Here is a 23,541-nt window from a genome sequence, read left to right on the forward strand (position 1 = left end):
CGGCCTGGCCGGCGCCCGCTGCCCGTCCGCCTGGCTGCGGACGCAGTCGTCCCACCGAGATATCCATGTCGCGCGCCCTAGACACCCATTCCGATTTCATTCCCCGCCACATCGGCCCCTCCGAGGCCGACCAGGCCGCCATGCTGGCGGTGCTGGGACTCTCCAGCCTGGACGAGCTCATCGACCAGGTGGTGCCGCCCGCCATCCGCAGCCGCGACCCGCTGGCGCTGCCGGCCGCGCGCAGCGAACCGGACGTGCTGGCCGAGCTCAAGCAGATCGCCGGCCGCAACCAGGTCTTCCGCAACTACATCGGGCAGGGTTACTACGGCACGCACACCCCCAACGTCATCTTGCGCAACATCCTGGAGAATCCCGCCTGGTACACGGCCTACACGCCCTACCAGCCGGAAATCTCCCAGGGGCGCCTGGAGGCGCTGCTGAACTACCAGACCATGGTCATGGACCTGACCGGCCTGGACATCGCCAACGCGTCGCTGCTGGACGAGGGCACGGCCGCCGCCGAAGCCATGACGCTGGCGCGTCGCGGCGCCAAGTCCTCCAGCAATGTCTTCTTCGTGTCGCGGCACTGCCATCCCCAGACCATCGAAGTCGTGCGCACGCGCGCCGAAGGCCTGGACATCGCCGTGACCGTGGGCGACGAGGCCGACGGCCTGCCGGACTGCTTCGGCGTGCTGCTGCAATACCCGCACAGCCTGGGCGCCATCGACGACTACCGCGCGCTGGCCGCGCGCGCCCATGAGCAGGGCGCCGTGGTGGCCTGCGCCACCGACCTGCTGGCCCTGGCGCTGCTGGCGCCGCCCGGGGAGTGGGGCGCGGACATCGCCATCGGCTCGGCCCAGCGCTTCGGCGTGCCCTTCGGCTTCGGCGGCCCGCACGCCGGCTTCATGGCCTGCAAGGACGCCTACAAGCGCAACATGCCCGGCCGCCTGGTCGGCGTGTCCAAGGACGCCCAGGGCAACACGGCGCTGCGCCTGGCCCTGCAAACCCGCGAGCAGCACATCCGCCGCGAGAAGGCGACCTCCAATATCTGCACGGCGCAGGTGCTGCTGGCCGTGATGGCCGGCATGTACGCCGTCTGGCACGGTCCGGCCGGCATCCGCCGCATCGCCCAGCGCGTGCACGCCGCCACCGCCATCCTGCGCGGCGCCCTGCAGTCGCTCGGCGCCGCCGTGGTCAACGACACCTTCTTCGACACGCTGCTGGTGCGCACCGGCGCCGCCACCCGGGCCGTGGTCGACGCTGCCGTGGCCCAGCGCATCAACCTGCGCCTGGTCGACGACGGCCAGGTGTCCGTCGCGCTGGACGAAACCGTCACCGCGGAAGACCTGCGGGAACTGGTGGCCGCGTTCGCGCGCGGCCTGGGCAAGGCCGCGCCGGCGCTGGACGTCGACGCGCTGGAAGCGGGCGCCGTCACCGGCATCCCGGCCGCCGTGGCGCGCCAGGGCGACATCCTGACCCACCCGGTTTTCTCCAGCGTGCAGTCCGAAACCGACATGCTGCGCTATCTGCGCAAGCTGTCCGACAAGGACCTGGCGCTGGACCGCAGCATGATCCCGCTGGGTTCGTGCACCATGAAGCTGAACGCCACGGCCGAGATGATTCCCATCACCTGGCCCGAGTTCGCCATGATCCACCCGTTCGCCCCGGCCGAACAGTCGGCCGGCTACGCGGAACTGATCGAGCGCCTGTCGGCCGCGCTGTGCGAAATCACCGGCTACGACGCCGTCAGCCTGCAGCCCAATTCGGGCGCGCAGGGCGAATACGCCGGCCTGCTGGCCATCCGCGGCTATCACGAGGCCAACGGCCAGCACCAGCGCAACGTCTGCCTGATCCCGTCCTCGGCGCACGGCACCAACCCGGCGTCGGCGCAACTGGCCGGCATGCAGGTCGTGGTGGTGGCGTCGGACGCCAACGGCAACGTCGACGTGGCCGACCTGCGTGCCAAGGTGGCGCAGGTGGGCGACCGCCTGGCCGCGCTGATGATCACCTACCCCTCGACCCACGGCGTGTTCGAGGAAGCCATTACCGAGATCTGCGAGATCGTGCACGCGGCCGGCGGCCAGGTGTACATGGACGGCGCCAATATGAACGCCATGGTGGGCGTGGCCAAGCCGGGTAAATTCGGTTCCGACGTGTCGCACCTGAACCTGCACAAGACCTTCTGCATCCCGCACGGCGGCGGCGGCCCGGGCGTCGGCCCCGTGGCGGTGCGCGGCCACCTGGCGCCGTATCTTCCCGGCGTGCTGGACGCCGGCGGCAAGCTGCCCGCCGGCGCCAAGGTCGGCCCGGTCTCGGCCGCGCCGTTCGGCTCGGCCGGCATCCTGCCCATCCCGTACATCTACATCGCGCTGATGGGCGCGGAAGGCCTGCTGCGCGCCACCGAAGTGGCCATACTCAGCGCCAACTACATCGCCGAGCGCCTGCGCGCGCACTACCCGGTGCTCTATTCGGGCCGCAACGGCCGCGTGGCGCACGAGTGCATCCTCGACGTGCGCCAGTTGAAGGAGACCAGCGGCATTTCCAACGAGGACATCGCCAAGCGCCTGATCGACTACGGTTTCCACGCGCCGACCATGAGCTTCCCCGTGGCCGGCACGCTGATGGTCGAGCCCACCGAGTCGGAAGGCCGCGCCGAGCTGGACCGCTTCATCGACGCGATGATCGCCATCCGCGCGGAAATCGCCCAGGTGGAGCGCGGCGAGCGCGACCGTGACGACAACGTGTTGAAGAACGCGCCCCATACCGCCGCCGCCTTGCTGGCGGACGAATGGCATCACGACTACCCGCGCAGCCAGGCCGCCTACCCGCTGCCCAGCCTGCGCGACGGCAAGTACTGGCCGCCGGTGGCGCGCGTCGACAACGCCTACGGCGATCGCAACCTGGTGTGCAGTTGCCTGCCCATCGAGGCGTACGCCTGAGGGGAAGGCCCACCCCCTACCCGCTTCGCGGGCCCCCTCCAGGGGGCGGCGTTGGCGGACCGGCAAAGCCGGCTCCGCTACGCCCTGGATGGGCACCGAGGCTTGCGCCCGGCCTTTTTCTTTTTTTTATAAGGCCTCGCCCGGCCACTGCTGCATTACGCTCTTGTAGCGGGTATGGAAGCGCAGGCCTTCCTCGCCGCAGAGAGGGAAGTCGCCGAACAGCGACTGCTTTCGTCCGCCGATGGAATGCCAGGCCGCGGGCGCCGGGATGGGCACGTTGATGCCGACCATGCCGGTGCGCACGCCGCGGGCGAAGGCGCGCGCGGTGGCGCCGTCGCGCGTGTAGCAGGCCGCGCCGTTGGCGTATTCGTGCTGGTTCACCAGCGTCACCGCCGACTTCAGGTCGGGCACGCGCAGGACGCACAGCACCGGGCCGAGGATTTCCTCTCGATAGATATTCATGGCCGGCCGTACGTGGTCGAACAGCGTGCCTCCCACGAAGAAGCCTTTTTCGTGCCCGGGGACCCGCAGATCCCGGCCGTCGACGACGATGGTGGCGCCCGCCTCGACGCCGTCCTCGATATAGCCCAGCACCTTGACCCGATGCTGCGCGCTGATCAGCGGACCCATCCCGGTATCGGGATCCATGCCATTGCCTACTTTCAATGCCCGCACGCGCGGCGCCAGGCGCTCGACCAGCGGGTCGGCGGCGCCGCCCACCGCCACGGCCACCGACACCGCCATGCCGCGCTCGCCCGCCGTGCCATAGGCCGCCTTCAGCAGGGCATCTGCCGCCAGGTCCAGGTCCGCGTCGGGCATGACCACCAGGTGGTTCTTGGCGCCGCCCAGGGCCTGCACGCGCTTGCCGCGCGCCGATGCCTGGGCATGGACGTATTGCGCCGTCGGCGACGAGCCGGCGAAGGACACGGCCTGCACACCGGCGTGCGCGATCAGGGCATCCACCGCCAGCTTGTCCCCGTGCAGCACGTTGAAGGCGCCCGCCGGCAGGCCCGCCTCGCGCAGCAGCTCGCCCAGCCGCACGGGGATGGAGGGAGTGCGTTCGGAAGGCTTGAGCAAGAAGGTGTTGCCGCAGGCCAGCGCCAGCGGGAACATCCAGCAGGGCGCGAGCATGGGCAGGTTGAAAGGCGTGATGCCGGCCACGACGCCCAGCGGCTCGCGCAGGCTCCAGTTGTCGACGCCGTCCTCGACCTGTTCGGTGTACTGCCCCTTGAGCAAGCGCGGAATCCCGCAGGCGTACGCCACCATGTCGATGGCGCGCGCGACCTCGCTGCGCGCCTCGGCCAGCACCTTGCCATGCTCGCGGGTGAGGGTGGCGGCCAGTTCCTCCTGGTGCTGTTCCAGCAGGGCCTTGAAATTGAACAGCACGCGGGCGCGCCGCTGCGGCGGCGTTTCGGACCAGGCGGGGAAGGCGAAGTCGGCGGCCGCCACGGCCAGGTCGACCTCGTCGGGCCCGGCCAGCGGCACGTTGGAAATGATCTCGCCGCGCGCCGGATCGAAGCCATCGGCGTAACGGGGACTGCGGCCGTCGTAGAGCTGGCCGTTGATGAAATGCGGAATCTTCAGCATGAAGGGTAGTAGGGGCAGAGAGGGTCCACCGGGATACCGGACTCCCGATCGCGGCAGGCTGGATCACGGTAGCCGCGCGGACGGGTTCGCGGTATTACCCAGAGGCTTTCGCCTATTCGGATCATAGGGGATATTCGATGACAGGCTGACTTGGCTACCCCTCCACCCTTTCTCTCCCCGGAAACAATTTGCCCCGTGCCTTGCGGGGAGCCGCAAGGCACGGGGCGAGGAACGAACGCCGAAGACGATCGATCGGTGGGGCGATCGGTCAGGCGATCAATCGATCAGGCGATTTCTTTCAGCACCTTGCCGATGGTGTCGAAGATCTCGGCGATCTGCGCTTCGCTGATGATCAGCGGCGGCGAGATCGCCAGGATGTCGCCGGTGTAGCGCACCATCAGGCCGGCGTCGAAGCATTTCTTGAACGCTTCGGCCGCGCGGGCGCCCGGCGCGCCGTCGCGCGGCGACAGTTCGATCCCGGCGACCAGGCCGATGTTGCGCACGTCGATGACGTGGCGCGCGCCTTGCAGGCCATGGGCGGCTTTCTCGAACGCCGGCGCCAGTTCGCGGGCGCGGGCGAACAACTGGTCGCGGCGATAGATGTCCAGGGTGGCGAGGATCGCGGCGGCCGCCAGCGGGTGGGCCGAGTAGGTATAGCCGTGGAAGAATTCGATGCCGCCGTTGACCGAGTTGACGACGGCGTCGTGCACCTCGCGCTTGACCGCGACCGCGCCGGCCGGCACGGCGGCGTTGCTGACGCCCTTGGCCATGGTGATCAGGTCCGGCGTCACGCCGAAGAACTCGCTGGCGGTGGCGGCGCCCAGGCGGCCGTAGGCGGTGATGACTTCGTCGAAAATCAGCAGGATGCCGTGCTTGGCCGTGATTTCGCGCAGGCGCTCCAGGTAGCCCTGCGGCGGGATCAGCACACCGGTGGAGCCGGCCATGGGCTCGACGATGACGGCCGCCACGGTGGACGGGTCATGCAGGGCCAGGATGCGTTCCAGCTCGTCGGCCAGGTGGCCGCCCCAGGCGGGCTGGCCCTTGCTGAAGGCGTTCTTTTCCAGGTTGTGGGTGTGCGGCAGGTGATCGACCGACGGCAGCAGCGCCCCGGAGAAGGTCTTGCGGTTGCCGGAAATGCCGCCCACCGAAATGCCGCCGAAGCCCACGCCGTGGTAGCCGCGCTCGCGGCCGATCAGGCGGGTGCGCTGGCCCTCGCCGCGCGCGCGGTGGTAGGCCAGGGCGATCTTCAGCGCCGTATCGACCGATTCGGAGCCGGAGTTGGTGAAGAAGATGCGGTCCATGCCGGCCGGCATCAAGCCGGCCACGGCGGTGGCGGCCTCGAACGCCAGCGGATGGCCCAGTTGGAAGCCGGGCGCGTAGTCCAGATGCGCGGCCTGGCTGGCGATCGCCTGGGCGATTTCCGTGCGGCAGTGGCCGGCGTTGACGCACCACAAGCCCGCGGTGCCGTCCAGGATCTGCCTGCCGTCCAGCGCCGTGTAGTACATGTCCTTGGCGCCGGCCAGCATGCGCGGATCGGCCTTGAACTGGCGGTTGGCGGTGAAGGGCATCCAGAGATGCGACAGGTCGGGCATGGCGGGGGCGTTCATCGAGGGCTCCAGGAGTAAGCGGAGGGCGCAACCGCCGAAGGGGCGGCGCGGCGCCGGGGACCAGGTTGCCATGGCAGGCAGTCGTATCGCCCGGCGACTGAGTGGCGATAGCGGCGATTGTGGCCCTGCCGCGGGGGCATGAACATATACAATTTGCGCAAATATCCCTGACCGTACAGGTATATCCTGAACAACTGTATAGAAATGTCGCGCGCCAATGAAACACCCCGCGAGGCGGACGGGAGCACATCATGCCCGTGCCGCCCGTGCCGCACCAAGCGGCCATCCTGGCACTGACCCACGCCGAGTATTCCCGTGACCGACCTGCCCCTCATCGAATTCCAGCCCGTGCGCGACCGCGCCCGCGCGCCCAGCCTCGTCCAGCAGGTGATCGACGCCGTCACGCGCGCCATCGATACCCAGGCGCTGCGTCCCGGCATGGCGCTGCCGTCGGTGCGCGATTTCGCGCGGATCCATGAGGTCAGCACCTTCACCGTGGCGGCCGCCTATGCGCGGCTAGCGGCGGCCGGGCGCGTCGCGTCCCGGCCCGGCGCCGGCTACCGCGTGGCCGCCCGCCCCAGCGCCTCGCCGGAGGACGCCGCCGGCGCGCCGCCGCGCCCGTGGTCGCCGCCCACGCCGGGCGCCGAATGGCTGCTGTCGGACGTCTTCGCCGACCACTCCATCCCGGTCAAGTCCGGCTGCGGCTGGCTGCCGGGCGAATGGCTCAACGAGGACGGCCTGCACCTGGGCCTGCGCCACGTCGCGCGCGTGCCCGGCGCCCGCATCGCGGGCTACGGCCATCCCTACGGCTACGCGCCGTTGCGCGAGACCATCGCGGGCCGCCTGGCCAGCCTGGGCCTGCCGGTGCAGCCCGACCAGGTGCTGCTGACCCAGGGCGTGACGCATGGCCTGGACCTCGCCATACGCACGCTCCTGCGGCCGGGCGACACCGTGGTCGTCGAGCGCCCCTGCTATGCCAATCTCCTGCCGCTGCTGCGGCTGGCCGGCCTGCGCATCGTCTCCGTCGACCGCGGCGCCGCCGGACTGGACTGCCAGGCCCTGGAGCAACTGGCCGCGCTGCACCGGCCGCGCGCGCTGTTCGTCAACCCGGTCCTGCAGAATCCCACCGGCGCCACCCTGGGCATGGCCAACGCCTTCCAGTTGCTGCGCGTGGCGGAGCAGCACGATATGTGGATCATCGAGGACGACATCTCCCGCGAGCTGGCGGTGGGCGTGGCGCCCATGCTGGCGGCCCTGGACGGCGCGCGCCGCGTGGTCTACCTGAGCGGTTACTCCAAGGTGGTCAGCCCCTCGGTGCGGGTGGGCTATCTGGTGGCCCATGCCGAGGTGGTGCGCGACATGGCGCGCACCAAGATGGCGGTGGGCCTGACCTCGCCGGAAATCCTCGAACGCGTCGTGCACCAGGCCCTGCACGAAGGGCGCTACCAGGCCCACGTCGGGCGCGTGCGCGAGCGGCTGGCGCTGGCGCACGGCAAGGTGGCGCAGTCCCTGGCCGAGCTGGGCATGACCCTGCATTCGGAACCGCGCGCGGGCCTGTTCCTGTGGGCCGGCCTGCCGAAGGCGTGGAAGGGCGGCGCCAACGCCCTGGCCAGCCGCGCCTTGCGCGACGGCATCTGGCTGGCGCCGGGCTCGTATTTCGATGCCGAGCAGGAAGACGTCCCCTGGCTGCGGCTGAACGTGGCCTATTCCGAGGACGCGTCCTTATGGCGCTTCCTGCGCCAGGCGATGGCCGGGTGACGAGGGCGCTTCAGCGCGCCTGCCGCTCGTATTCCACGAAATCGTAGGCGTAGCCGTTCTCGTCCGGCTGCGCCTGGCGGGAGACTTCGCGCCATTCGTCCGCCGGCAAGGGCGGGAACCAGGCATCGCCTTCCACGTCCGCCCGGACTTCCGTGGCGACGATGCGCCGCGCCAGGGGCAGGGCGGCGGCATAGATCTGCGCGCCGCCGATCACGCATACCTGCGGCGCCTGCGCGCACGCTGCCAGCGCGGCCGGCAGGCTGCCGACCACTTCCGCCCCGGCCGCCGCGTAGGCGGGGTCGCGGCTGATGACGATATTGCGGCGTCCCGGCAGCGGCCGCCCCAGCGATTCCCAGGTCTTGCGCCCCATGACGATGGGATGGCCCAGCGTCGTGCGCTTGAAATGCGCCAGGTCGCCCGGCAGCTTCCAGGGCAGGGCGTTGTCGCGGCCGATCACGCGGTTGCGCGCGTAGGCCACGACCAGCGTCAGCACCGGCGCGGGCGCCGCATGGCCGTCCGCGCCGGCCGGGTTGGCTTCTTTCATACGGCGACCTGGCCCTTGATGTGCGGATGCGACTGGTAGTCGACGATTTCGAAGTCTTCGTACTCGTAGTCGAAGATGGTCGGCGGCTTGCGCTTGATGCGCAGCTTGGGATAGGGGTAGGGCGTGCGCGACAACTGCAGCTCGACCTGCTCGAAGTGGTTGCTGTAGATGTGGCAGTCGCCGCCGGTCCAGATGAAATCACCCGGCTCCAGGTCGCATTGCTGCGCCACCATGTGGGTCAGCAGGGCATAGCTGGCGATATTGAAGGGCACGCCCAGGAAGATGTCCGCGCTGCGCTGGTACAACTGGCACGACAGCTTGCCTTCCGCCACGTAGAACTGCATGAAGGCGTGGCAGGGCGGCAGCGCCATGTTGGGGATCTCGCCCACGTTCCACGCCGACACGATCAGGCGGCGCGAATCGGGCGTGCGGCGGATCTGGTCGATCAACTGGCTGATCTGGTCGATATGGCCGCCGTCCGGCGTCGGCCAGGAGCGCCATTGCACGCCGTAGACCGGGCCCAGGTCGCCGTTGGCGTCGGCCCACTCGTCCCAGATGGTCACGCCGCGTTCCTGCAGCCAGCGCACGTTGGCGTCGCCGCGCAGGAACCACAGCAGTTCGATGAAGATGCTCTTGGTGTGCAGCTTCTTGGTCGTGACCAGGGGGAAGCCCTGCGCCAGGTCGAAGCGCATCTGGTAGCCGAAGGTCGAGCGCGTGCCGGTGCCGGTGCGGTCGGTCTTGGTGACGCCATGTTCGTAGACATGGCGCATGAAGTCTTCGTATTGGGCCATGGGCTCAGGCCGCCTGGGCGGCGTCTTCGCTGGTGTCGACCACGTCGACGGAGAAGGTCAGCTCGGCGGTCTTGGCCATCATGGCCGAGGCCGAGCAGTATTTCTCGTGCGACAACTGCACGGCGCGCTCGACGGCGGCGCGCGGCAGCTTGCTGCCGGTGACGGTGAAGGCGAAGTGGATCTTGGTGAACACCTTGGGATCGGTGTCGGCACGGTCGGCCTGCAGCTTGACGCTGCAGCCGGTGACCGCGTGGCGGCCGCGCTTGAGGATCAGCACCACGTCGTACGCCGTGCAGCCGCCGGTGCCGGCCAGCACCATTTCCATGGGGCGAAAGGCCAGGTCGTGGCCGCCGCCCTCCACGGCGCCGTCCATCGCGGCGACGTGGCCGCTGCCGGAGGTCGCTACGAACAGCATGCCCGAAGGGCCGCCCCAGTCGATCGTGCATTCCATGTCGAAATCCCGTAATTGCGTAATTGTTGCGCGACGGCGCCCGGGGGGCGGCGTCCCAAAGCGGAGATCATAGCCGGTCTGCCGCGAGCCCTAGGGGATGCCCATGGGAACAACGCGGCAAGGGGGCGGCCTGGGCCAAGCACTGCTTCTGACTGGGATCAATAGGCGTCGTGATCGCCCAGGCAATGGCCGGCGCCCTTACTACAATAGATGCTCGTCGTCCCGCGCCGCCTCCGCCGCGCGCCGTCACCAGGAGTCCGCCATGCCGCCGTCCGCCACCGCTTCCTCGTCCGCCTTCACCCCTTCCGCCCCGGGCTTCCTGCGGCGCCGGAGCCCGCTGGACGTCCTGCTGGGCGAGGTCGACCGCGCCTTGCAGGTGCTTTCCAACAACGCCAGCGCCAGCCGGCCGTACCCCGCCGGGGCCGAGGTGGGGGACGACCCCCTCACGGCGCAGGAAAAACGCCATGCCGCCGGCCTGATGCGGGTCAACCACGTCGGCGAGGTCTGCGCCCAGGCCCTGTACCGGGGCCAGGCCGTGGCCTGCGCCGAACCCGCCGCCCGCGCCCTGTTGCTGGACGCCGCCGCCGAGGAAGTCGACCACCTGGCCTGGTGCGCGCGCCGCCTGGATGAGCTGGGCAGCCACGTCAGCGTGTTCAATCCCCTCTGGTACGCCGGCTCCTTCGCGCTGGGCCTGGCGGCCGGCCGCGCCGGCGTGCCGCGCAACCTGGGCTTCATGGCGGAGACGGAGCGCCAGGTGGAGGCCCACCTGGACAGCCATCTGAAGGTGCTGCCGGCCCAGGACCAGCGCTCCCGCAACGTGGTCGAGCAGATGAAGCAGGACGAGATCAACCACCGGGTGAGCGCCGAACGGGCGGGCGCCACGCCGCTGCCCTTGCCGGTGCGGGGCGCCATGCGGGCGTTGTCGCGGGTGATGACGACCACGGCGTATTGGATTTGACGCCCGGTAGAATGGGGACAGGGTTAACCCTCTTATGCGTCCCCGATACATTTGACGCTTGCCGGGCGTGCCATTTCCCCCGGCGGCGTCTATAATGCGATGCACCAAAGCAACATCTGTGCTGATCTGTAAGCCTCCTAAAAATTTTTCTTGCATCGCACAAAAGTTCTGGTTAATATTCACTCAACGGATGTCGAAACGCAGTCGGCGCGGTGCAGAACCCCGACAGCTTCCGGTGGACCCTCCAGGGTTAACCCTTTCGACTTGCCACGGTTGTCTCCTCCACCCTCCTCCTTTGGTGGATTTAGCCCAAGATCGCAAGATCTTGGGCTTTTTTTTATCTTTTTCCCGCCCGGCCCTTGTTTCACTTGCCCCTGGGCTGCCTCGCTCCCCCAGGGGCATCCTTGGCGGCCACGATTTCGCTCCCGGCCGCGCCCTGCCGGCGTTCCGGCCGCAAGGCTCCGGTAGCGCCTTTCCACTAAAATCCCCGACATCGCTCTTGCTGTGGAAAACCTTATGTTGCGTATTCAGGACGTCAAACTCGCCGTCGTCGGGCTGGGCTACGTCGGCTTGCCGCTGGCGGTGGAGTTTGGCAAGCGGCGGCCGGTCACGGGCTTCGATATCAATCGGCGGCGCATCGACGAACTGCAGCGCGGGCATGACCACACCCTGGAAGTCGACGACGAGGAACTGGCCAGCGCCACCCACATCGTCTACACGGACGACCGCGCCCGGCTGGCCGAGGCCAATGTCTACATCGTCACGGTGCCGACGCCGATCGACGCCTACAAACAGCCCGACCTGACGCCCCTGATCCGCGCCAGCGAGACCATAGGCGCGGTGCTCAAGCGGGGCGACATCGTCATTTACGAGTCCACCGTCTACCCCGGCGCCACCGAGGAAGACTGCGTGCCCGTGCTGGAGCGCGCCTCGGGCCTGAAATTCAACGTGGATTTCTACGCCGGCTATAGCCCCGAGCGCATCAATCCGGGCGACAAGGCGCACCGCGTCAGCACGATCCGCAAGGTCACCTCGGGCTCCACGCCGGAAGTGGCGGAGCTGGTCGACCAGCTCTATCGCGAGATCATCACGGCCGGCACCCACAAGGCGGCGTCCATCCGCGTGGCGGAGGCCGCCAAGGTCATCGAGAACACGCAGCGCGACGTCAATATCGCCCTGATCAACGAACTGGCGCTGATCTTCAACAAGATGGGCATCGACACCGAGGCGGTGCTGCAGGCGGCCGGGACCAAGTGGAATTTCCTGCCTTTCCGTCCCGGTCTGGTGGGCGGGCACTGCATCGGCGTGGATCCTTACTACCTGACACACAAGGCGCAGTCGATCGGCTACCACCCGGAAATCATCCTGGCGGGCCGCAGGCTCAACGACGCCATGGGCAGTTATGTCGTGTCGCAACTGGTCAAGGCCATGATGCGCCGGCGCATCCACGTGCAGGGCGCGCGCGTGCTGGTGATGGGACTGGCGTTCAAGGAGAACTGTCCGGACCTGCGCAATACGCGCATCGTCGACATCGTGCGCGAGCTGGCCGAGTACAACGTCGCCGTCGATGTCTACGATCCCTGGGTCGATCCGGCGGAGGCCGTGCACGAATACGGTATAACACCGGTAAGCCAACCGCAGACCGGCGCCTACGACGGCATCGTTCTTGCGGTGGCGCATCGGCAGTTCGTGGAGATGGGCGCGGCGGCAATCCGCGCCTGCGGCAAGCCCGAACACGTTTTGTACGACTTGAAGTACGTCCTGGCGCCGGACGAATCGGACCTGCGGCTCTGAGTCCGGGTCCATCATCGAAGAAGGTAGAAGCATGACGAATCGCTATCAACAGATCACCGAGGACCTGCGCAAAGCGCCCCGTAAATGGCTGGTCACCGGCTGCGCCGGCTTTATCGGCTCAAACCTGCTGGAGACCCTGCTCAAGCTCGACCAGACGGTCGTGGGCCTGGACAATTTCGCCACCGGCTTCCAGCACAATCTCGATGAAGTGATGGAACTGGTGTCGGCCGAGCAATGGGGCCGGTTCACCTTCATCGAAGGCGATATCCGCAATCTCGAAACCTGCCGCCGCGCCTGCACCGGCGTCGACTTCGTGCTGCACCAGGCGGCGCTGGGCTCGGTGCCGCGTTCGCTGGAAGATCCGGTGACCACCAACGCGGTGAACATCGACGGTTTCCTGAACATGCTGGTGGCGGCGCGCGACGCCCGCGTGCACGGCTTCGTGTACGCGGCCTCCAGCTCGACCTACGGCGACCATCCCGGCCTGCCCAAGGTCGAGTCCGAGATCGGCAATCCGCTCTCGCCCTATGCCGTGACCAAGTACGTCAACGAGCTGTACGCCAACGTGTTCGCGCGTTCCTACGGTTTCGGCAGCGTCGGCCTGCGCTACTTCAACGTGTTCGGCAAGCGCCAGGATCCTGACGGCGCCTATGCCGCCGTCATCCCGAAGTGGATCGGCAAGATGATCCGCGGCGAGGACGTCGTGATCAACGGCGACGGCGAGACCAGCCGCGACTTCTGCTTCGTCGAGAACGCCGTGCAGGCCAATCTGCTGGCGGCCCTGTCGCAGCCCGAAAAGGCGAGTCAGGTCTATAACGTGGCCTTCAATGCCCGCACCAGCCTGAACCAGTTGTTCGAGTACCTGCGCGCGCAACTGGCCAAGCATGGCGTGCACTACGACAAGGCGCCGATCCATGGCGACTTCCGTGCCGGCGACGTGCGCCATTCGCAGGCGGACATCGGCAAGGCCAACGAGCACCTGGGCTACACGCCCATGCACGACATCCTGGAGGGGCTGGAAGTCGCCATGCCCTGGTACACGCAGTTCCTGCGTTGACGACGGCGGGCGCCGCGCCCGCAGGGTCTTGCGGCTCCCGGCAGGCGGTTTGCCTGGGGCCGGCATGCTCCCCGCAATGAGGGCGCGCCCCGTCCAACGATGAAAAAAGCCCCGCGCCGGTTCGCCGGCGCGGGGCTTTTTTTACCTCTGAAGCGGCCGCGTCAGAACGGCAGCTTCACGTCCGGCTTGAGCAGTTGCAACTGCTTGCGGAAGTCGTCCTGGATGCGCTTGAGGGCGGCTTCGTCGTCGGCCTCGAAGCGCAGCACCACCACCGGGGTGGTGTTCGACGGGCGGGCCAGGCCGAAGCCGTCCGGATACTCGGCGCGCACGCCGTCGATGGTCACCACGTTGACGGCGCCGTCGAACTTGCCCTTTTCCTGCAGGGCCTTGACCAGGGTGAAGGGCTCGCCCTCGTTCATTTCCAGCTTGAGTTCCGGCGTCGAGATGGCCTGCGGCAGCGCTTCCAGCACGGCCGACGGGTTGGCGTCGCGCGAGACGATTTCCAGCAGGCGGGCGCCGGTGTACAGGCCGTCGTCGAAGCCGAACCAGCGTTCCTTGAAGAAGATGTGGCCGCTCATCTCGCCGGCCAGCGGCGCGCCGGTCTCGGCCAGCTTGGCCTTCACTAGCGAATGGCCCGTCTGCCACATCAGCGGCTTGCCGCCCGCCTCGGTGACCGCGAGACCCACGTGGCGGCTGCACTTGACGTCATAGATGATGGTGGCGCCGGGGTTGCGCTTCAGGACGTCGCGCGCGTACAGGATCAACTGGCGATCCGGCCAGATGATCTGGCCGGACTTGGTGACCACGCCCAGGCGGTCGCCGTCGCCGTCGAAGGCCAGGCCGATTTCGTTGTCGGTGGTCTGCACGCAGCGGATCAGGTCTTCCAGGTTGTGCGGGTCGGCCGGATCCGGGTGGTGGTTGGGGAAGTTGCCGTCGACTTCGCAGAACAGCTCGGTGACTTCGCAGCCCAGGGCGCGGAACAGGCGCGGCGCGATGGCGCCGGCCACGCCGTTGCCGCAGTCCACGGCGATCTTCATCGGCCGCGCCAGCTTGACGTCGCCGGCGATGCGCTGCAGATAGGTTTCCACCAGGTCCAGCGTGCGGCGCTTGCCGGGGGTGACGCCGGCCGGGGCCTTGCCGCCGGCGGCTTCCATGGCCTTGCGCAGTTCCTGGATGCCTTCGCCGTACAGGGCCGCGCCGGCCAGCATCATCTTGAAGCCGTTGTACTTGGGCGGATTGTGGCTGCCGGTGATTGCCACGCCGGAGCCCGTCTTCAGCGTATAGGCGCCGAAGTAGACCAGCGGCGTCGGCACTTCGCCGATGTCCACGGTGTCCACGCCGCCGGCGTTCAGGCCTTCCTGCAAGGCCAGCGCCAGTTCCTCGCTGCTCAGGCGGCCGTCGCGGCCGATGACCAGTTCGCTGACGCCCAGGGAGCGGGCGCGGGCGGCCAGGGCCAGGCCCAGTTCGCGGGCGAAGCCGGCGTTCAACAGGTCCGGCACGGTGCCGCGGATGTCGTAGGCCTTGAAAATCGATGCGGGAATAGTCGACGCGGTAGCCACGTTGATTCCTTGTTCCAGGGTGCAATGAAAAGGGCATTATCCCCGATTGCCGGCGGCGCCATCCCGAGGCGCCCGCCGCGTGCGTCCTAGTTCTGATGGACGAGGCGGGTGGCGCGGGGTGCGTTCCGACGGATGGCGCGCGGCGGCCGTCCCGGCGGTTGTCTCGGTGGGAAGGGGCGCCGCGCCGGCAACGCCGGTCCAGGGATTGTTACACGGAAGCGCGGGGTCTCGTTGTGTCCGAATTCGACAATCCTGACGGAGCGTTGCGTTCCGGCGCGCACGACGGGCCATGGCGCGGGCGTCTCGTCCTACAATAGCCCCACTTTTTCAGTCCCGTCCCGGCCATGCGCCGCACGCGCGGCGCGTCCGGGGGGACCATAATCATTATCGCGGTGGTCGATGACATTCCTGGATGAGTTGCGGGCGTTGCTGGGCCCCGAGCATGTATTGACGGGCGAGGACACCGCCTCCTATACGCTGGACTGGCGCGGCCGCTACCAGGGCAAGGCCTTGGCCGTGGCGCGGCCCGGCGATACCGACGCGGTGGCCGCGGTCGTGCGGTTGTGCGCCCGCCATCGGGTGCCGGTGCTGCCGCAGGGCGGCAACACCAGTCTCTGCGGCGGCGCTACGCCGGACCGGGAAGGCGGCACGCTGGTGCTGTCGCTGGGGCGGCTGAACCGCGTCCGCGCCATCGATACCGACAACGATACGATCACCGTCGAAGCGGGTTGCGTGTTGCAGGCCGTGCAGCAGGCCGCCGAGCAGGCCGGCCGGCTGTTCCCGCTGAGCCTGGCGGCCGAGGGCAGTTGCAGCATCGGCGGCAACCTGGCCACCAACGCCGGCGGCACCCAGGTGCTTCGATACGGCAATACCCGCGAGCTGACGCTGGGGCTGGAAGTGGTCACCCCCGACGGCCGCGTCTGGCATGGCCTGCGCGGCCTGCGCAAGGACAATACCGGTTACGACCTGCGCGACCTGTACATCGGCAGCGAGGGCACGCTGGGCATCATCACCGCGGCGACGCTGAAGCTCTATCCCTTGCCGGTGGCGCGCTGCACGGCCTTGCTGGCGCTGCCGGGCGTGGAGGAGGCGGTGCAGGTGCTGTCGCGCGCCCGCGCGGGGTTCGGCGCCATGCTGACCGGTTTCGAGCTGATGGCCGGCTATTGCCTGCAAGGCGTGGTGCGCCTGTATCCGCAGCAGCGCCTGCCGTTCAGCGGCGTATCGGCCGAATCGCCATGGTTCGCCCTGCTGGAACTCTCGGACAGCGAAAGCGAGGCGCATGCGCGCGAACGCTTCGAACAGGTGTTGGGCGAGGTCCTGGAGGCCGGCCTGGCCACCGACGCGGCCATCGCGGAGAACGTCGCGCAGAGCCGCGCGCTGTGGCATCTGCGCGAAAGCATTCCCTTGGCCGAAGCCGCCTTCGGCAAGGCGGTGAAGCACGACGTGTCGGTGCCGATTTCGCGCATCGCCGACTTCGTGCGCACCACCAATGGCCTGCTGCAAGCGAGCTTCCCCGGCGTGACCCACGTGATTTTCGGCCACCTGGGCGACGGCAACCTGCATTACAACGTGGCGCCCGCGCCGGGCCAGGCCGAGGCCGAACTGCTGGCGCTGCAATCGCGGATCTACCAGGTGGTGCACGACAGCGTGCACGCGCACCAGGGCTCGATCAGCGCCGAACACGGCGTCGGGCAGCTCAAGGTGGACGAACTGACCCGCTACAAAGACCCGCTGGAGCTGGAGCTGATGCGCCGGATCAAGCTGGCGCTGGATCCTGACGGTATCATGAACCCCGGCAAGGTCGTCCGCGTATGATGGTCGAGCGACGAGACGCCGTTTCATGCCGCAAGCCGCCGGCGCCCGGTCCAACGCGAATCCGCTGATATGGCTCTATCCGATACCCCGCACCATCGCATCCTCATCGTCGAGGACGATGCGACCATCGCCGGCAACCTCTACAGCTACCTGGAGCAGCGCGGCTTCGTGCCGGACGCGGCCTACGACGGCCGCGCCGCGCTGAGCCTGCTGAACGCGCAGCACTTCGACGCCGTCATCCTGGACGTCGGGCTGCCGGGCATGGACGGCTATGCGGTCTTGCGCGCGATGCGCAACGAGCACATGCTGCCCGTGCCGGTGCTGATGCTGACCGCGCGCGACGAACTGAACGACAAGCTGGCGGGCTTCGCCCACGGCGCCGACGACTACCTGACCAAGCCTTTCGCGCTGGCGGAGGTGGAGGCGCGGCTCAATGCGCTGATCCTGCGCGCCACCGGCGCCGTGGCCAATCCGGTGCGCCGCTGCGGCGCGCTCAGCTACGACAGCCGCACCCGCGTGGTGGCGGTGGACGGCAAGCCCGTGCACCTGACGCGCAAGTCGGTCATGATCATCGAGGCCTTGCTGCGCGATCCGGGCCGCGTGGTGTCGCGCGGCGAGCTGGAAAGCTACCTGTGGGGCAGCGAGCCGCCGTCCTCGGATGCGCTGCGCAGCCAGATGCACCTGCTGCGCAAGGCCTTGAACGACGCCGGCTACGACGGCATCGAGACCATCCATGGAACCGGATGGCGCCTGCTGGCCGATGGTGCGGGAGCATGAACGGCGGCAGTACGCTGACCCAGCGGGTGACGTGGGCCTTGACGGGGCTGGTGGCGATTTTCGTGTCGGCGCTGGTGGTGCTGGCCTATCTGACGTTCGACCAGATGGAAGACGACCTGGTCAACGACATCCTGACGACGGAGGCCGAGCGCCAGATCACGCATCTGCAGAACGGCGCCGTGGTCATGCCCGAGCATGGGCCGCTGGACCTGGGCAGCAATATGCGCGCGTGGGTGGAGAAGCCCGGCACGGTCAATCCCGATATCCCGGAGCCGATCCACAACCTGGGCCTGGGGCTGCACCTGGTCGAGCCGGGCGTGGAAACCTGGCACGTGGTGATCGCCAATTCGACGCAGGGGCGGTTCTTCGTCCTGTACGACGCCACCGACAACGAGGACCGGGTGTTCGATTTCGGTCTTATCGTGCTGGGCCTGGGCGTGATCAGCATCATCGCGTCCTATGGCGTGGCGCGCAAAGTGGCGCAACTGGCGGTCGGCCCCATGTTGACGCTGACGGATCAACTGGCCAAGTGGGCGCCGGGATCGCCCGACCTGGCGGTGGAGCGCAATGACGAGGCCGGCCGGCTGGTCGAGGCCTTCAACCGCGTCCAGAACCAGGTCGACCGTTCGCTGGCGCGCGAACGGGAATTCGCCGCCAACCTCAGCCACGAGGTGCGCACGCCGCTGGCGGCCATCCGCAGCGATGGCGAATTGATGCTGCTGGCCGAGGTCAGCGACGACCAGCGCAGCCGGCTCACGCGCGTCATCAAGAACGTCGACAGCGTGGCCGCGGCCCTGGAAAGCGCGCGCGCCATGGCGCGGGATGAATTGCGCGCGCCCGAGGAGGTCGACCTGCACGACTGCATGCAGGCGGCCTGGCAAGGCCTGGAGGCGCACGCCGAGCAGGCCGGCCTGGAGCTGGACGACCGCCTGGCGCCCGGCAATGTCCGCACCCTGGACCGTTATGCGCTGTTGACCGTGCTGCGCAATCTCATCCGTAACGCCATCGAGCACGCGGCGCCGGCGCGGCTCAGCGTCAGCGCGGTGGAAGACGGCATAGAGCTGCGCGACGACGGCAAGGGGATAAGCGCCGCCGACCTGCCTTTCGTGTTCGACCGTTACTACAGCGTGCGCCTGCGGGACATGCGCAATGGCGGCGCCGAGTCGCTCGAGGCGGCGGCCGCCCTGGAGCGCGGGCTGGGGCTGGCCATCGCCAAGCGGGTCTGCGACATGCAGGCCTGGAGCCTGACCGTGCGGTCGGCGACCGAAGGCGAGGACCGGGGCACGTGTTTCACCCTGCGGTTTTGAGCGCGCGCAGGCGGATTTGACGAATATTCCATGGGGCGAGGGTTAGCGTGGCGCATTCACTGCCCGGGCAACCCGCATGGTCACTTCCCACCCCAATAATCATTGGCCGGTCGCCGAGCGCCGCGATACCTACCTGATCGGCCAGGTGTTTTCCGTGACCCTGCTGCTGGTCTTCTGCGCGCAGGCGGTCAACCTGTGGGGCGTGGACCTGATCGTGGCGCGCTGGTTCTTCGACGCCCGGACGAACGTGTTCCCGCATCATGCCTCGCGCACCCTGGAAATCCTCGGCCACCGGCTGGTGCTGGTGGCGCCGGTCGGCGTGGCGATCGCGGCGGCGGGCGCCGCCGTGGCCAGCCGCTGGCTGCCGGCGCTGCGGCCCTGGCGGGGCGTGCTCTGGGCCACGGCCCTGACCTGTGCGCTGGGGCAGGTGGTCATCGCGCAGTTGAAGCATTACACCGCGCTGCCGCGCCCCTACGACCTCAGCATGTTCGGCGGCTATGCGCCGTATCCCGACCGCTTCTGGGCGGTCAGCCGGCGCGATGCCGGCGGCGCCTTGCCCAGCGGGCACGCGGGCGCCGGCTATGCCCTGCTGTCGCTGTATTTCGCGGGCTGGGCCGCCGGCCGCCCGGCGTGGCGCTGGACGGGCCTGGCCATCGGCCTGGCGGCGGGCATCGGCTTCTCGCTGGTGCGCATCGCCCAGGGCGCGCATTTCCTCAGCCAGACGCTGTGGTCCGCCGCGGTCATGTGGTTCATCGCCAGCCTGCTCTTCTATCCGCTGCTGGTCCGGTCGGGCAGCCGGCCGGCGCGCCAGGGCGGGAAGGCCGGCGCCTACATGGCCAGGGCCGGCGCCGCCAACGGCGCGCCGTAGCAGGCCCGGGCGGCCAGATCGCTGGCATCGCCATCTTCCGGCACCTGCGCCAGGCCAGCCGCGCTGGCCTTGTCGCGGATTTCATGGTCCCGCAAGCGCTTGTTTCGACGCCGGCGCTCGGGGCGCGAGGCGCTTCCCTCAAGTGCTTGTATGTCATCGCACAACATAGGCCGGTATACTTGGCGTTTCAAAACGCACCCAAGCCGCGACCGGGATTTCTGATGACCAACAACGTACAAGCCGTCGTGCCCGCGCGTCGTCGACCCCGCAGTCTTGCCCAGGAGCTGGTGGACACCTTGTCCACCCGGATCCGCGGCGGCGAGATCGTGCCGGGGGAGAAATTGCCCACCGAATCGGAGATCATGCGCGCCTTCGGCGTCAGCCGCACGGTGGTGCGCGAGGCCTTGTCGCGCCTGCAGGCGTCCGGACTGGTCGAGACCCACCACGGCGTGGGGACCTACGCGCTCAAGCCCGGCGGCACGGGCGATTTCCGCGTGGATCCGGCGGATATCGCCACGGTGCGCGACATCGTCGTCATCCTGGAGCTGCGCATCTGCCTGGAAAGCGAAGCCGCCGGGCTGGCCGCGGCGCGCCGCACGGACGAACAACTGGCCCAGATGCGCGAGGCGCTGGACCAGTTCCGCGCCGCGCTGGTGCCGGGCGGCGACACCGTCACCCCCGATTTCCGTTTTCACCTGCTGGTGGCCGAGGCCACGCAGAACAAGTATTTCGCGGACCTCATGTCGCACCTGGGCGCGGCCATCATTCCGCGCACCCGCATCAATTCCGCCAAGCTGGCGCACGAGGATCGCGCGTCCTACCTGGCGCGGGTGAACCTGGAGCACGAGGATATCTACGAAGCGATCCGGCGCCAGGATGCCGAGTCGGCGCGCGCGGCCATGCGCACGCACCTCAGCAATAGCCGCGAACGCCTGCGCCGCGCGCAGGAGCGCTGAAGGCGGCGGCCGCGCCGCATCTTCCCGTCACGCCCAATCCGCCGCCAGCACGCGGCCGCATGCGCTGCCGAAGCCGATGCGGCGGCGGTCCGGCGCGACGCAGTGGGCCGACAGCCGGATCTCGTCGCCGTCCTGCAGGAAAGTCCGCGTCTCGCCCCAGGGCAGCGCCAGCGGCGACTTGCCGCCTTCGGCCAGTTCCAGCAGGGAGCCGGCTTCGTCCGGGCCGGGGCCCGACAGCGTGCCCGTGCCCAGCAGGTCGCCGGCCCGCAGGTTGCAGCCGTTGACCGTGTGGTGGGTCACCAGTTGCGCCACCGTCCAATAGGCGTCGCGGAAGTTGCTGCGCGACAGCGTGGCGGCCGGATGGCCGGCGCGGCGGGATAGCTCGGTGCTGAGGTCCACCTGCAAGCGCACGTCGAAGGCGCCGGCCGAGGCGTTGCCGTCCGAGGCCAGGTAGGGCAGCGGCGCGGGATCGCCGGCGGGGCGGCGCAGCGGCGCGCGGAAGGGCGCCAGCGCCTCCAGCGTGACGATCCAGGGCGACAGCGTGCTGGCGAAGCTCTTGCCCAGGAAAGGCCCGAGGGGCTGGTATTCCCAGGCCTGGATATCCCGCGCCGACCAGTCGTTCAGCAGCCCCAGGCCGAAGACATGGCCTTCGGCTTGCGCCATCGGGATGCGCTGGCCTTGCGGATTGCCCGGGCCGATGTAGATCGCCATTTCCAGCTCGTAGTCCAGGCGCTGGCTGGGACCGAAGGCCGGCGGCTCGCCGTCCCGCGGCGGACGGGTCTGCCCCACGGGACGGCGGAAGGCGGGCTGCACCCCCAGGCTGGACGCGCGGCCGTGGTAGCCGATGGGCACCCATTTGTAGTTGGGCAGCAGGGGCTGGTCGGGCCGGAACTGGCGTCCGACCGCGGTCGCGTGGTGCAGCGAGATGTAGAAATCCGTGTAGTCGCCGATGTGCGCCGGCGTGGCGTGGCGGGCGCCGGCCATGGGACGCAGCGCGGCTTCCAGCGGCGCGCGCCGGGCCGCGTCCGCATCCGCGCGCAGGCCGCGCGACAAGGCCAGCCGCAAGGCATGCCAGTGGTCCGCGCCCAGCGCCATCAGGCCATTGAGCCGGCCATCGTGCGCGGGCGCCGCGCAGGCGGCCAGCGCCTCCCCGGCCAGGCCGTCGAAGGGCGCGGCCGTCGCCAGTCGGCCCAGGTCGAGAATCCGCTCGCCGATGGCGACGCCGGCGCGCCAGGGTTCGTCGTCGGCGTGGCGGAAGGTGCCGTAGGGCAGGTTCTGCGGGGGGAAGTCGCCGTCGCGGTCGTCGGCGCCGGCGACCCAGCTACGGAGGGTCGGATCGTGGGTTTCGTTCAACTGCATGGTGTTCTGTCGCCGTGGTGTCGTCGTTATGTTGGTATGTTGAAAGAAGATGCGCTCTGGACGCGGATCGGTCTGCCTCGGATGTCCCTCACGCCTGGCCCGGCGTGAAGTGCCGGCGCAGGTCCTGCCAGCAGGTGTAGTAATCGGCCTGGCGCTGCGGCGACGCGAGCGCTTGTGCCGTGGGTCGGATGACGCGGCGCGTTTCGAACATGAAGGCCATGGTGTCGCGGATGTAGTGCGGTTGCGAGGTGTCGGCGCGCGAGGCTTTTTCGAAGGTGTCGGCGTCCGGCCCGTGGCCGCTCATGCAATTGTGCAGGCTGGCGCCGCCGGGCAGGAAGCCTTCCGCCTTGGCGTCGTAGACGCCGTGGATCAGGCCCATGAACTCGCTGGCGACGTTGCGGTGGAACCAGGGCGGCCGAAAGGTGTTCTCCATGGCCAGGATGCGCGGCGGAAAGATGGCGAAATCCACGTTGGCCGTCCCCGCGGTGTCGGAGGGCGAGGTCAGCACGGTGAAGATGGACGGGTCGGGGTGGTCGAAGCTGATCGAGCCGATGACGTTGAAGCGGCGCAGGTCGTATTTATAGGGTGCATGCGTGCCGTGCCAGGCCACCACGTCGAGGGGTGAATGATCGATGCGGGCCTGCCAGAACGCGCCGGCGAATTTGCCGACCAGCAGAAAATCGCCGGCCCGGTCTTCGTACCAGGCCGCCGGCGTCTGGAAATCGCGCGCGTTGGCCAGGCCGTTGGACCCGATGGGCCCGAGCTCCGGCAGGCGCAGCGGGGCGCCGAAATTCTCCAGCAGGTAGCCGCGCGCCTGGCCGTCCGGAAGCTCGACGCGAAACCGTATGCCGCGCGGGACGACGGCGATTTCCCGCGGCGCGATCTCCAGCCGGCCGAGCTCGGTCGACAGCAGCAGCCGGCCCTCCTGCGGCACGAACAGGAGTTCGCCGTCCGCGTCGTAGAAGAAGCGGCCTTCCATCGGCCTGTTGGCGGCGTAGAGGTGGATGCCGACGCCGCTTTGCTCGTCGGGGCCGCCATTGCCGCCCAGGGTGAAAACGCCGTCGACGAAGTCGGTGGGCGCGTCCGGCATGGGCGGCGGGCTCCAGCGCAATTGGTTGGGCGTGGCCGGGTAGGCGGCGGCGTCGCTGCTCCACCGTGGCGGCTTCGCCAGTGCCTCGAACGGCTCGTGGCGCGCGGCCGGCTGGATACGGTAGAGCCAGCTACGCCGGTTTTCCGCGCGCGGCGCGGTGAAGGCCGTGCCGGAAATCTGCTCGGCATACAGGCCGTAAGGACAGCGGGTCGGCGAGTTGCGGCCTTGCGGCAGGGCGCCGGGCAGGGCCTCGGTGGCGAAGCTGCCGCCGAAGCCTGTCTGGTAGGGCAGGTCCATGATCGGTCTCGCGTAGAGGTGGTCCCG

Annotated in this window: 19 protein-coding genes; 10 read left to right on the forward strand and 9 right to left on the reverse strand. The window is 68.8% G+C overall.

Going from position 1 to position 23,541, the window contains the following annotated elements:
- The first annotated feature begins 65 nt into the window (after positions 1-65).
- Positions 66-2,939 carry an aminomethyl-transferring glycine dehydrogenase gene (gene gcvP / locus CAL29_RS02355; protein ID WP_094851394.1) on the forward strand — a complete coding sequence of 958 codons (2,874 nt, stop codon included), beginning with the start codon at positions 66-68 and terminating at the stop codon, positions 2,937-2,939.
- A 126-nt stretch (positions 2,940-3,065) separates the two neighbouring features.
- Here gcvP and CAL29_RS02360 read toward each other — a convergent pair whose 3' ends face one another.
- A complete protein-coding gene (locus tag CAL29_RS02360) occupies positions 3,066-4,526 on the reverse strand; it encodes a CoA-acylating methylmalonate-semialdehyde dehydrogenase (RefSeq protein WP_094851395.1) in 1,461 nt (486 codons plus the stop codon).
- Between the two features lie 284 nt (positions 4,527-4,810).
- Positions 4,811-6,133, reverse strand: a complete 1,323-nt coding sequence (locus tag CAL29_RS02365; RefSeq protein ID WP_179283878.1) for an aspartate aminotransferase family protein — start codon at positions 6,131-6,133, stop codon at positions 4,811-4,813.
- A 315-nt stretch (positions 6,134-6,448) separates the two neighbouring features.
- On the opposite strand from CAL29_RS02365, the gene CAL29_RS02370 reads away from it, so the two are divergent.
- Positions 6,449-7,891, forward strand: coding sequence for an aminotransferase-like domain-containing protein (locus tag CAL29_RS02370; protein WP_256977144.1), 1,443 nt, complete (start codon positions 6,449-6,451; stop codon positions 7,889-7,891).
- Positions 7,892-7,901: 10 nt separating this feature from the next.
- On the opposite strand, the gene CAL29_RS02375 is transcribed toward CAL29_RS02370, so the two are convergent.
- Genes CAL29_RS02375 through CAL29_RS02385 form a run of 3 tightly spaced genes read right to left on the reverse strand, consistent with a single transcriptional unit; the run spans position 7,902 to position 9,677 of the window.
- Positions 7,902-8,435 carry a dihydrofolate reductase gene (locus CAL29_RS02375; RefSeq protein WP_094851396.1) on the reverse strand — a complete coding sequence of 178 codons (534 nt, stop codon included), beginning with the start codon at positions 8,433-8,435 and terminating at the stop codon, positions 7,902-7,904.
- Positions 8,432-9,226, reverse strand: coding sequence for a thymidylate synthase (locus CAL29_RS02380; protein ID WP_094851397.1), 795 nt, complete (start codon positions 9,224-9,226; stop codon positions 8,432-8,434). Before CAL29_RS02380 ends, CAL29_RS02375 begins: the two co-directional genes overlap by 4 nt.
- Before the next feature lie 4 nt (positions 9,227-9,230).
- The gene (locus CAL29_RS02385; protein WP_094851398.1) at positions 9,231-9,677 is read right to left on the reverse strand and encodes an OsmC family protein; all 447 of its coding nucleotides are present in this window, start codon (positions 9,675-9,677) and stop codon (positions 9,231-9,233) included.
- Positions 9,678-9,939: 262 nt separating this feature from the next.
- Here CAL29_RS02385 and coq7 point away from each other — a divergent pair, with 262 nt between their 5' ends.
- The 3 genes from coq7 (at position 9,940) to CAL29_RS02400 (ending at position 13,486) form a co-directional block, all read left to right on the forward strand.
- Positions 9,940-10,635, forward strand: a complete 696-nt coding sequence (coq7, locus tag CAL29_RS02390; RefSeq protein WP_094851399.1) for a 2-polyprenyl-3-methyl-6-methoxy-1,4-benzoquinone monooxygenase — start codon at positions 9,940-9,942, stop codon at positions 10,633-10,635.
- Between the two features lie 516 nt (positions 10,636-11,151).
- Positions 11,152-12,429, forward strand: a complete 1,278-nt coding sequence (tviB, locus tag CAL29_RS02395) for a Vi polysaccharide biosynthesis UDP-N-acetylglucosamine C-6 dehydrogenase TviB (protein ID WP_094851400.1) — start codon at positions 11,152-11,154, stop codon at positions 12,427-12,429.
- A 31-nt stretch (positions 12,430-12,460) separates the two neighbouring features.
- Positions 12,461-13,486, forward strand: coding sequence for an SDR family oxidoreductase (locus tag CAL29_RS02400; protein WP_094851401.1), 1,026 nt, complete (start codon positions 12,461-12,463; stop codon positions 13,484-13,486).
- A gap of 161 nt (positions 13,487-13,647) precedes the next feature.
- Here CAL29_RS02400 and CAL29_RS02405 read toward each other — a convergent pair whose 3' ends face one another.
- The gene (locus tag CAL29_RS02405) at positions 13,648-15,045 is read right to left on the reverse strand and encodes a phosphomannomutase/phosphoglucomutase (protein ID WP_094851402.1); all 1,398 of its coding nucleotides are present in this window, start codon (positions 15,043-15,045) and stop codon (positions 13,648-13,650) included.
- 399 nt (positions 15,046-15,444) lie between these two features.
- Between CAL29_RS02405 and CAL29_RS02410 the strand changes: the two genes are divergently transcribed.
- The 4 genes from CAL29_RS02410 (at position 15,445) to CAL29_RS02425 (ending at position 19,812) form a co-directional block, all read left to right on the forward strand.
- The gene (locus CAL29_RS02410) at positions 15,445-16,860 is read left to right on the forward strand and encodes an FAD-binding oxidoreductase (RefSeq protein WP_094851403.1); all 1,416 of its coding nucleotides are present in this window, start codon (positions 15,445-15,447) and stop codon (positions 16,858-16,860) included.
- Between the two features lie 69 nt (positions 16,861-16,929).
- On the forward strand, positions 16,930-17,637 hold the full coding sequence (locus CAL29_RS02415; protein WP_094851404.1) for a response regulator transcription factor: 708 nt from the start codon (positions 16,930-16,932) through the stop codon (positions 17,635-17,637).
- Positions 17,634-18,944, forward strand: coding sequence for a sensor histidine kinase (locus CAL29_RS02420; protein ID WP_094851405.1), 1,311 nt, complete (start codon positions 17,634-17,636; stop codon positions 18,942-18,944). The genes CAL29_RS02415 and CAL29_RS02420 overlap by 4 nt, the downstream gene beginning before the upstream one ends.
- A gap of 76 nt (positions 18,945-19,020) precedes the next feature.
- The gene (locus CAL29_RS02425; RefSeq protein WP_094851406.1) at positions 19,021-19,812 is read left to right on the forward strand and encodes a phosphatase PAP2 family protein; all 792 of its coding nucleotides are present in this window, start codon (positions 19,021-19,023) and stop codon (positions 19,810-19,812) included.
- Here the strand turns inward: CAL29_RS02425 and CAL29_RS31945 are convergent.
- A complete protein-coding gene (locus CAL29_RS31945; protein WP_256977145.1) occupies positions 19,773-19,907 on the reverse strand; it encodes a hypothetical protein in 135 nt (44 codons plus the stop codon). The two genes, CAL29_RS02425 and CAL29_RS31945, sit on opposite strands and share 40 nt — an antisense overlap.
- Positions 19,908-20,033: 126 nt before the next feature.
- Here CAL29_RS31945 and CAL29_RS02430 point away from each other — a divergent pair, with 126 nt between their 5' ends.
- Positions 20,034-20,768 carry a FadR/GntR family transcriptional regulator gene (locus tag CAL29_RS02430; RefSeq protein ID WP_094851407.1) on the forward strand — a complete coding sequence of 245 codons (735 nt, stop codon included), beginning with the start codon at positions 20,034-20,036 and terminating at the stop codon, positions 20,766-20,768.
- Between the two features lie 27 nt (positions 20,769-20,795).
- Here CAL29_RS02430 and fahA read toward each other — a convergent pair whose 3' ends face one another.
- Both fahA and hmgA read right to left on the reverse strand, forming a co-directional pair.
- Positions 20,796-22,127 (reverse strand): fumarylacetoacetase, encoded by a 1,332-nt coding sequence (gene fahA / locus CAL29_RS02435; RefSeq protein WP_094851408.1) that lies wholly within the window; start codon positions 22,125-22,127, stop codon positions 20,796-20,798.
- A gap of 88 nt (positions 22,128-22,215) precedes the next feature.
- Complete coding sequence (hmgA, locus tag CAL29_RS02440) at positions 22,216-23,514, reverse strand: homogentisate 1,2-dioxygenase (protein WP_094851409.1); 1,299 nt, start codon at positions 23,512-23,514, stop codon at positions 22,216-22,218.
- Positions 23,515-23,541 lie beyond the last annotated feature (27 nt).

The organism is Bordetella genomosp. 10, from assembly GCF_002261225.1.
In the GTDB taxonomy this organism is placed as follows: domain Bacteria; phylum Pseudomonadota; class Gammaproteobacteria; order Burkholderiales; family Burkholderiaceae_B; genus Bordetella_C.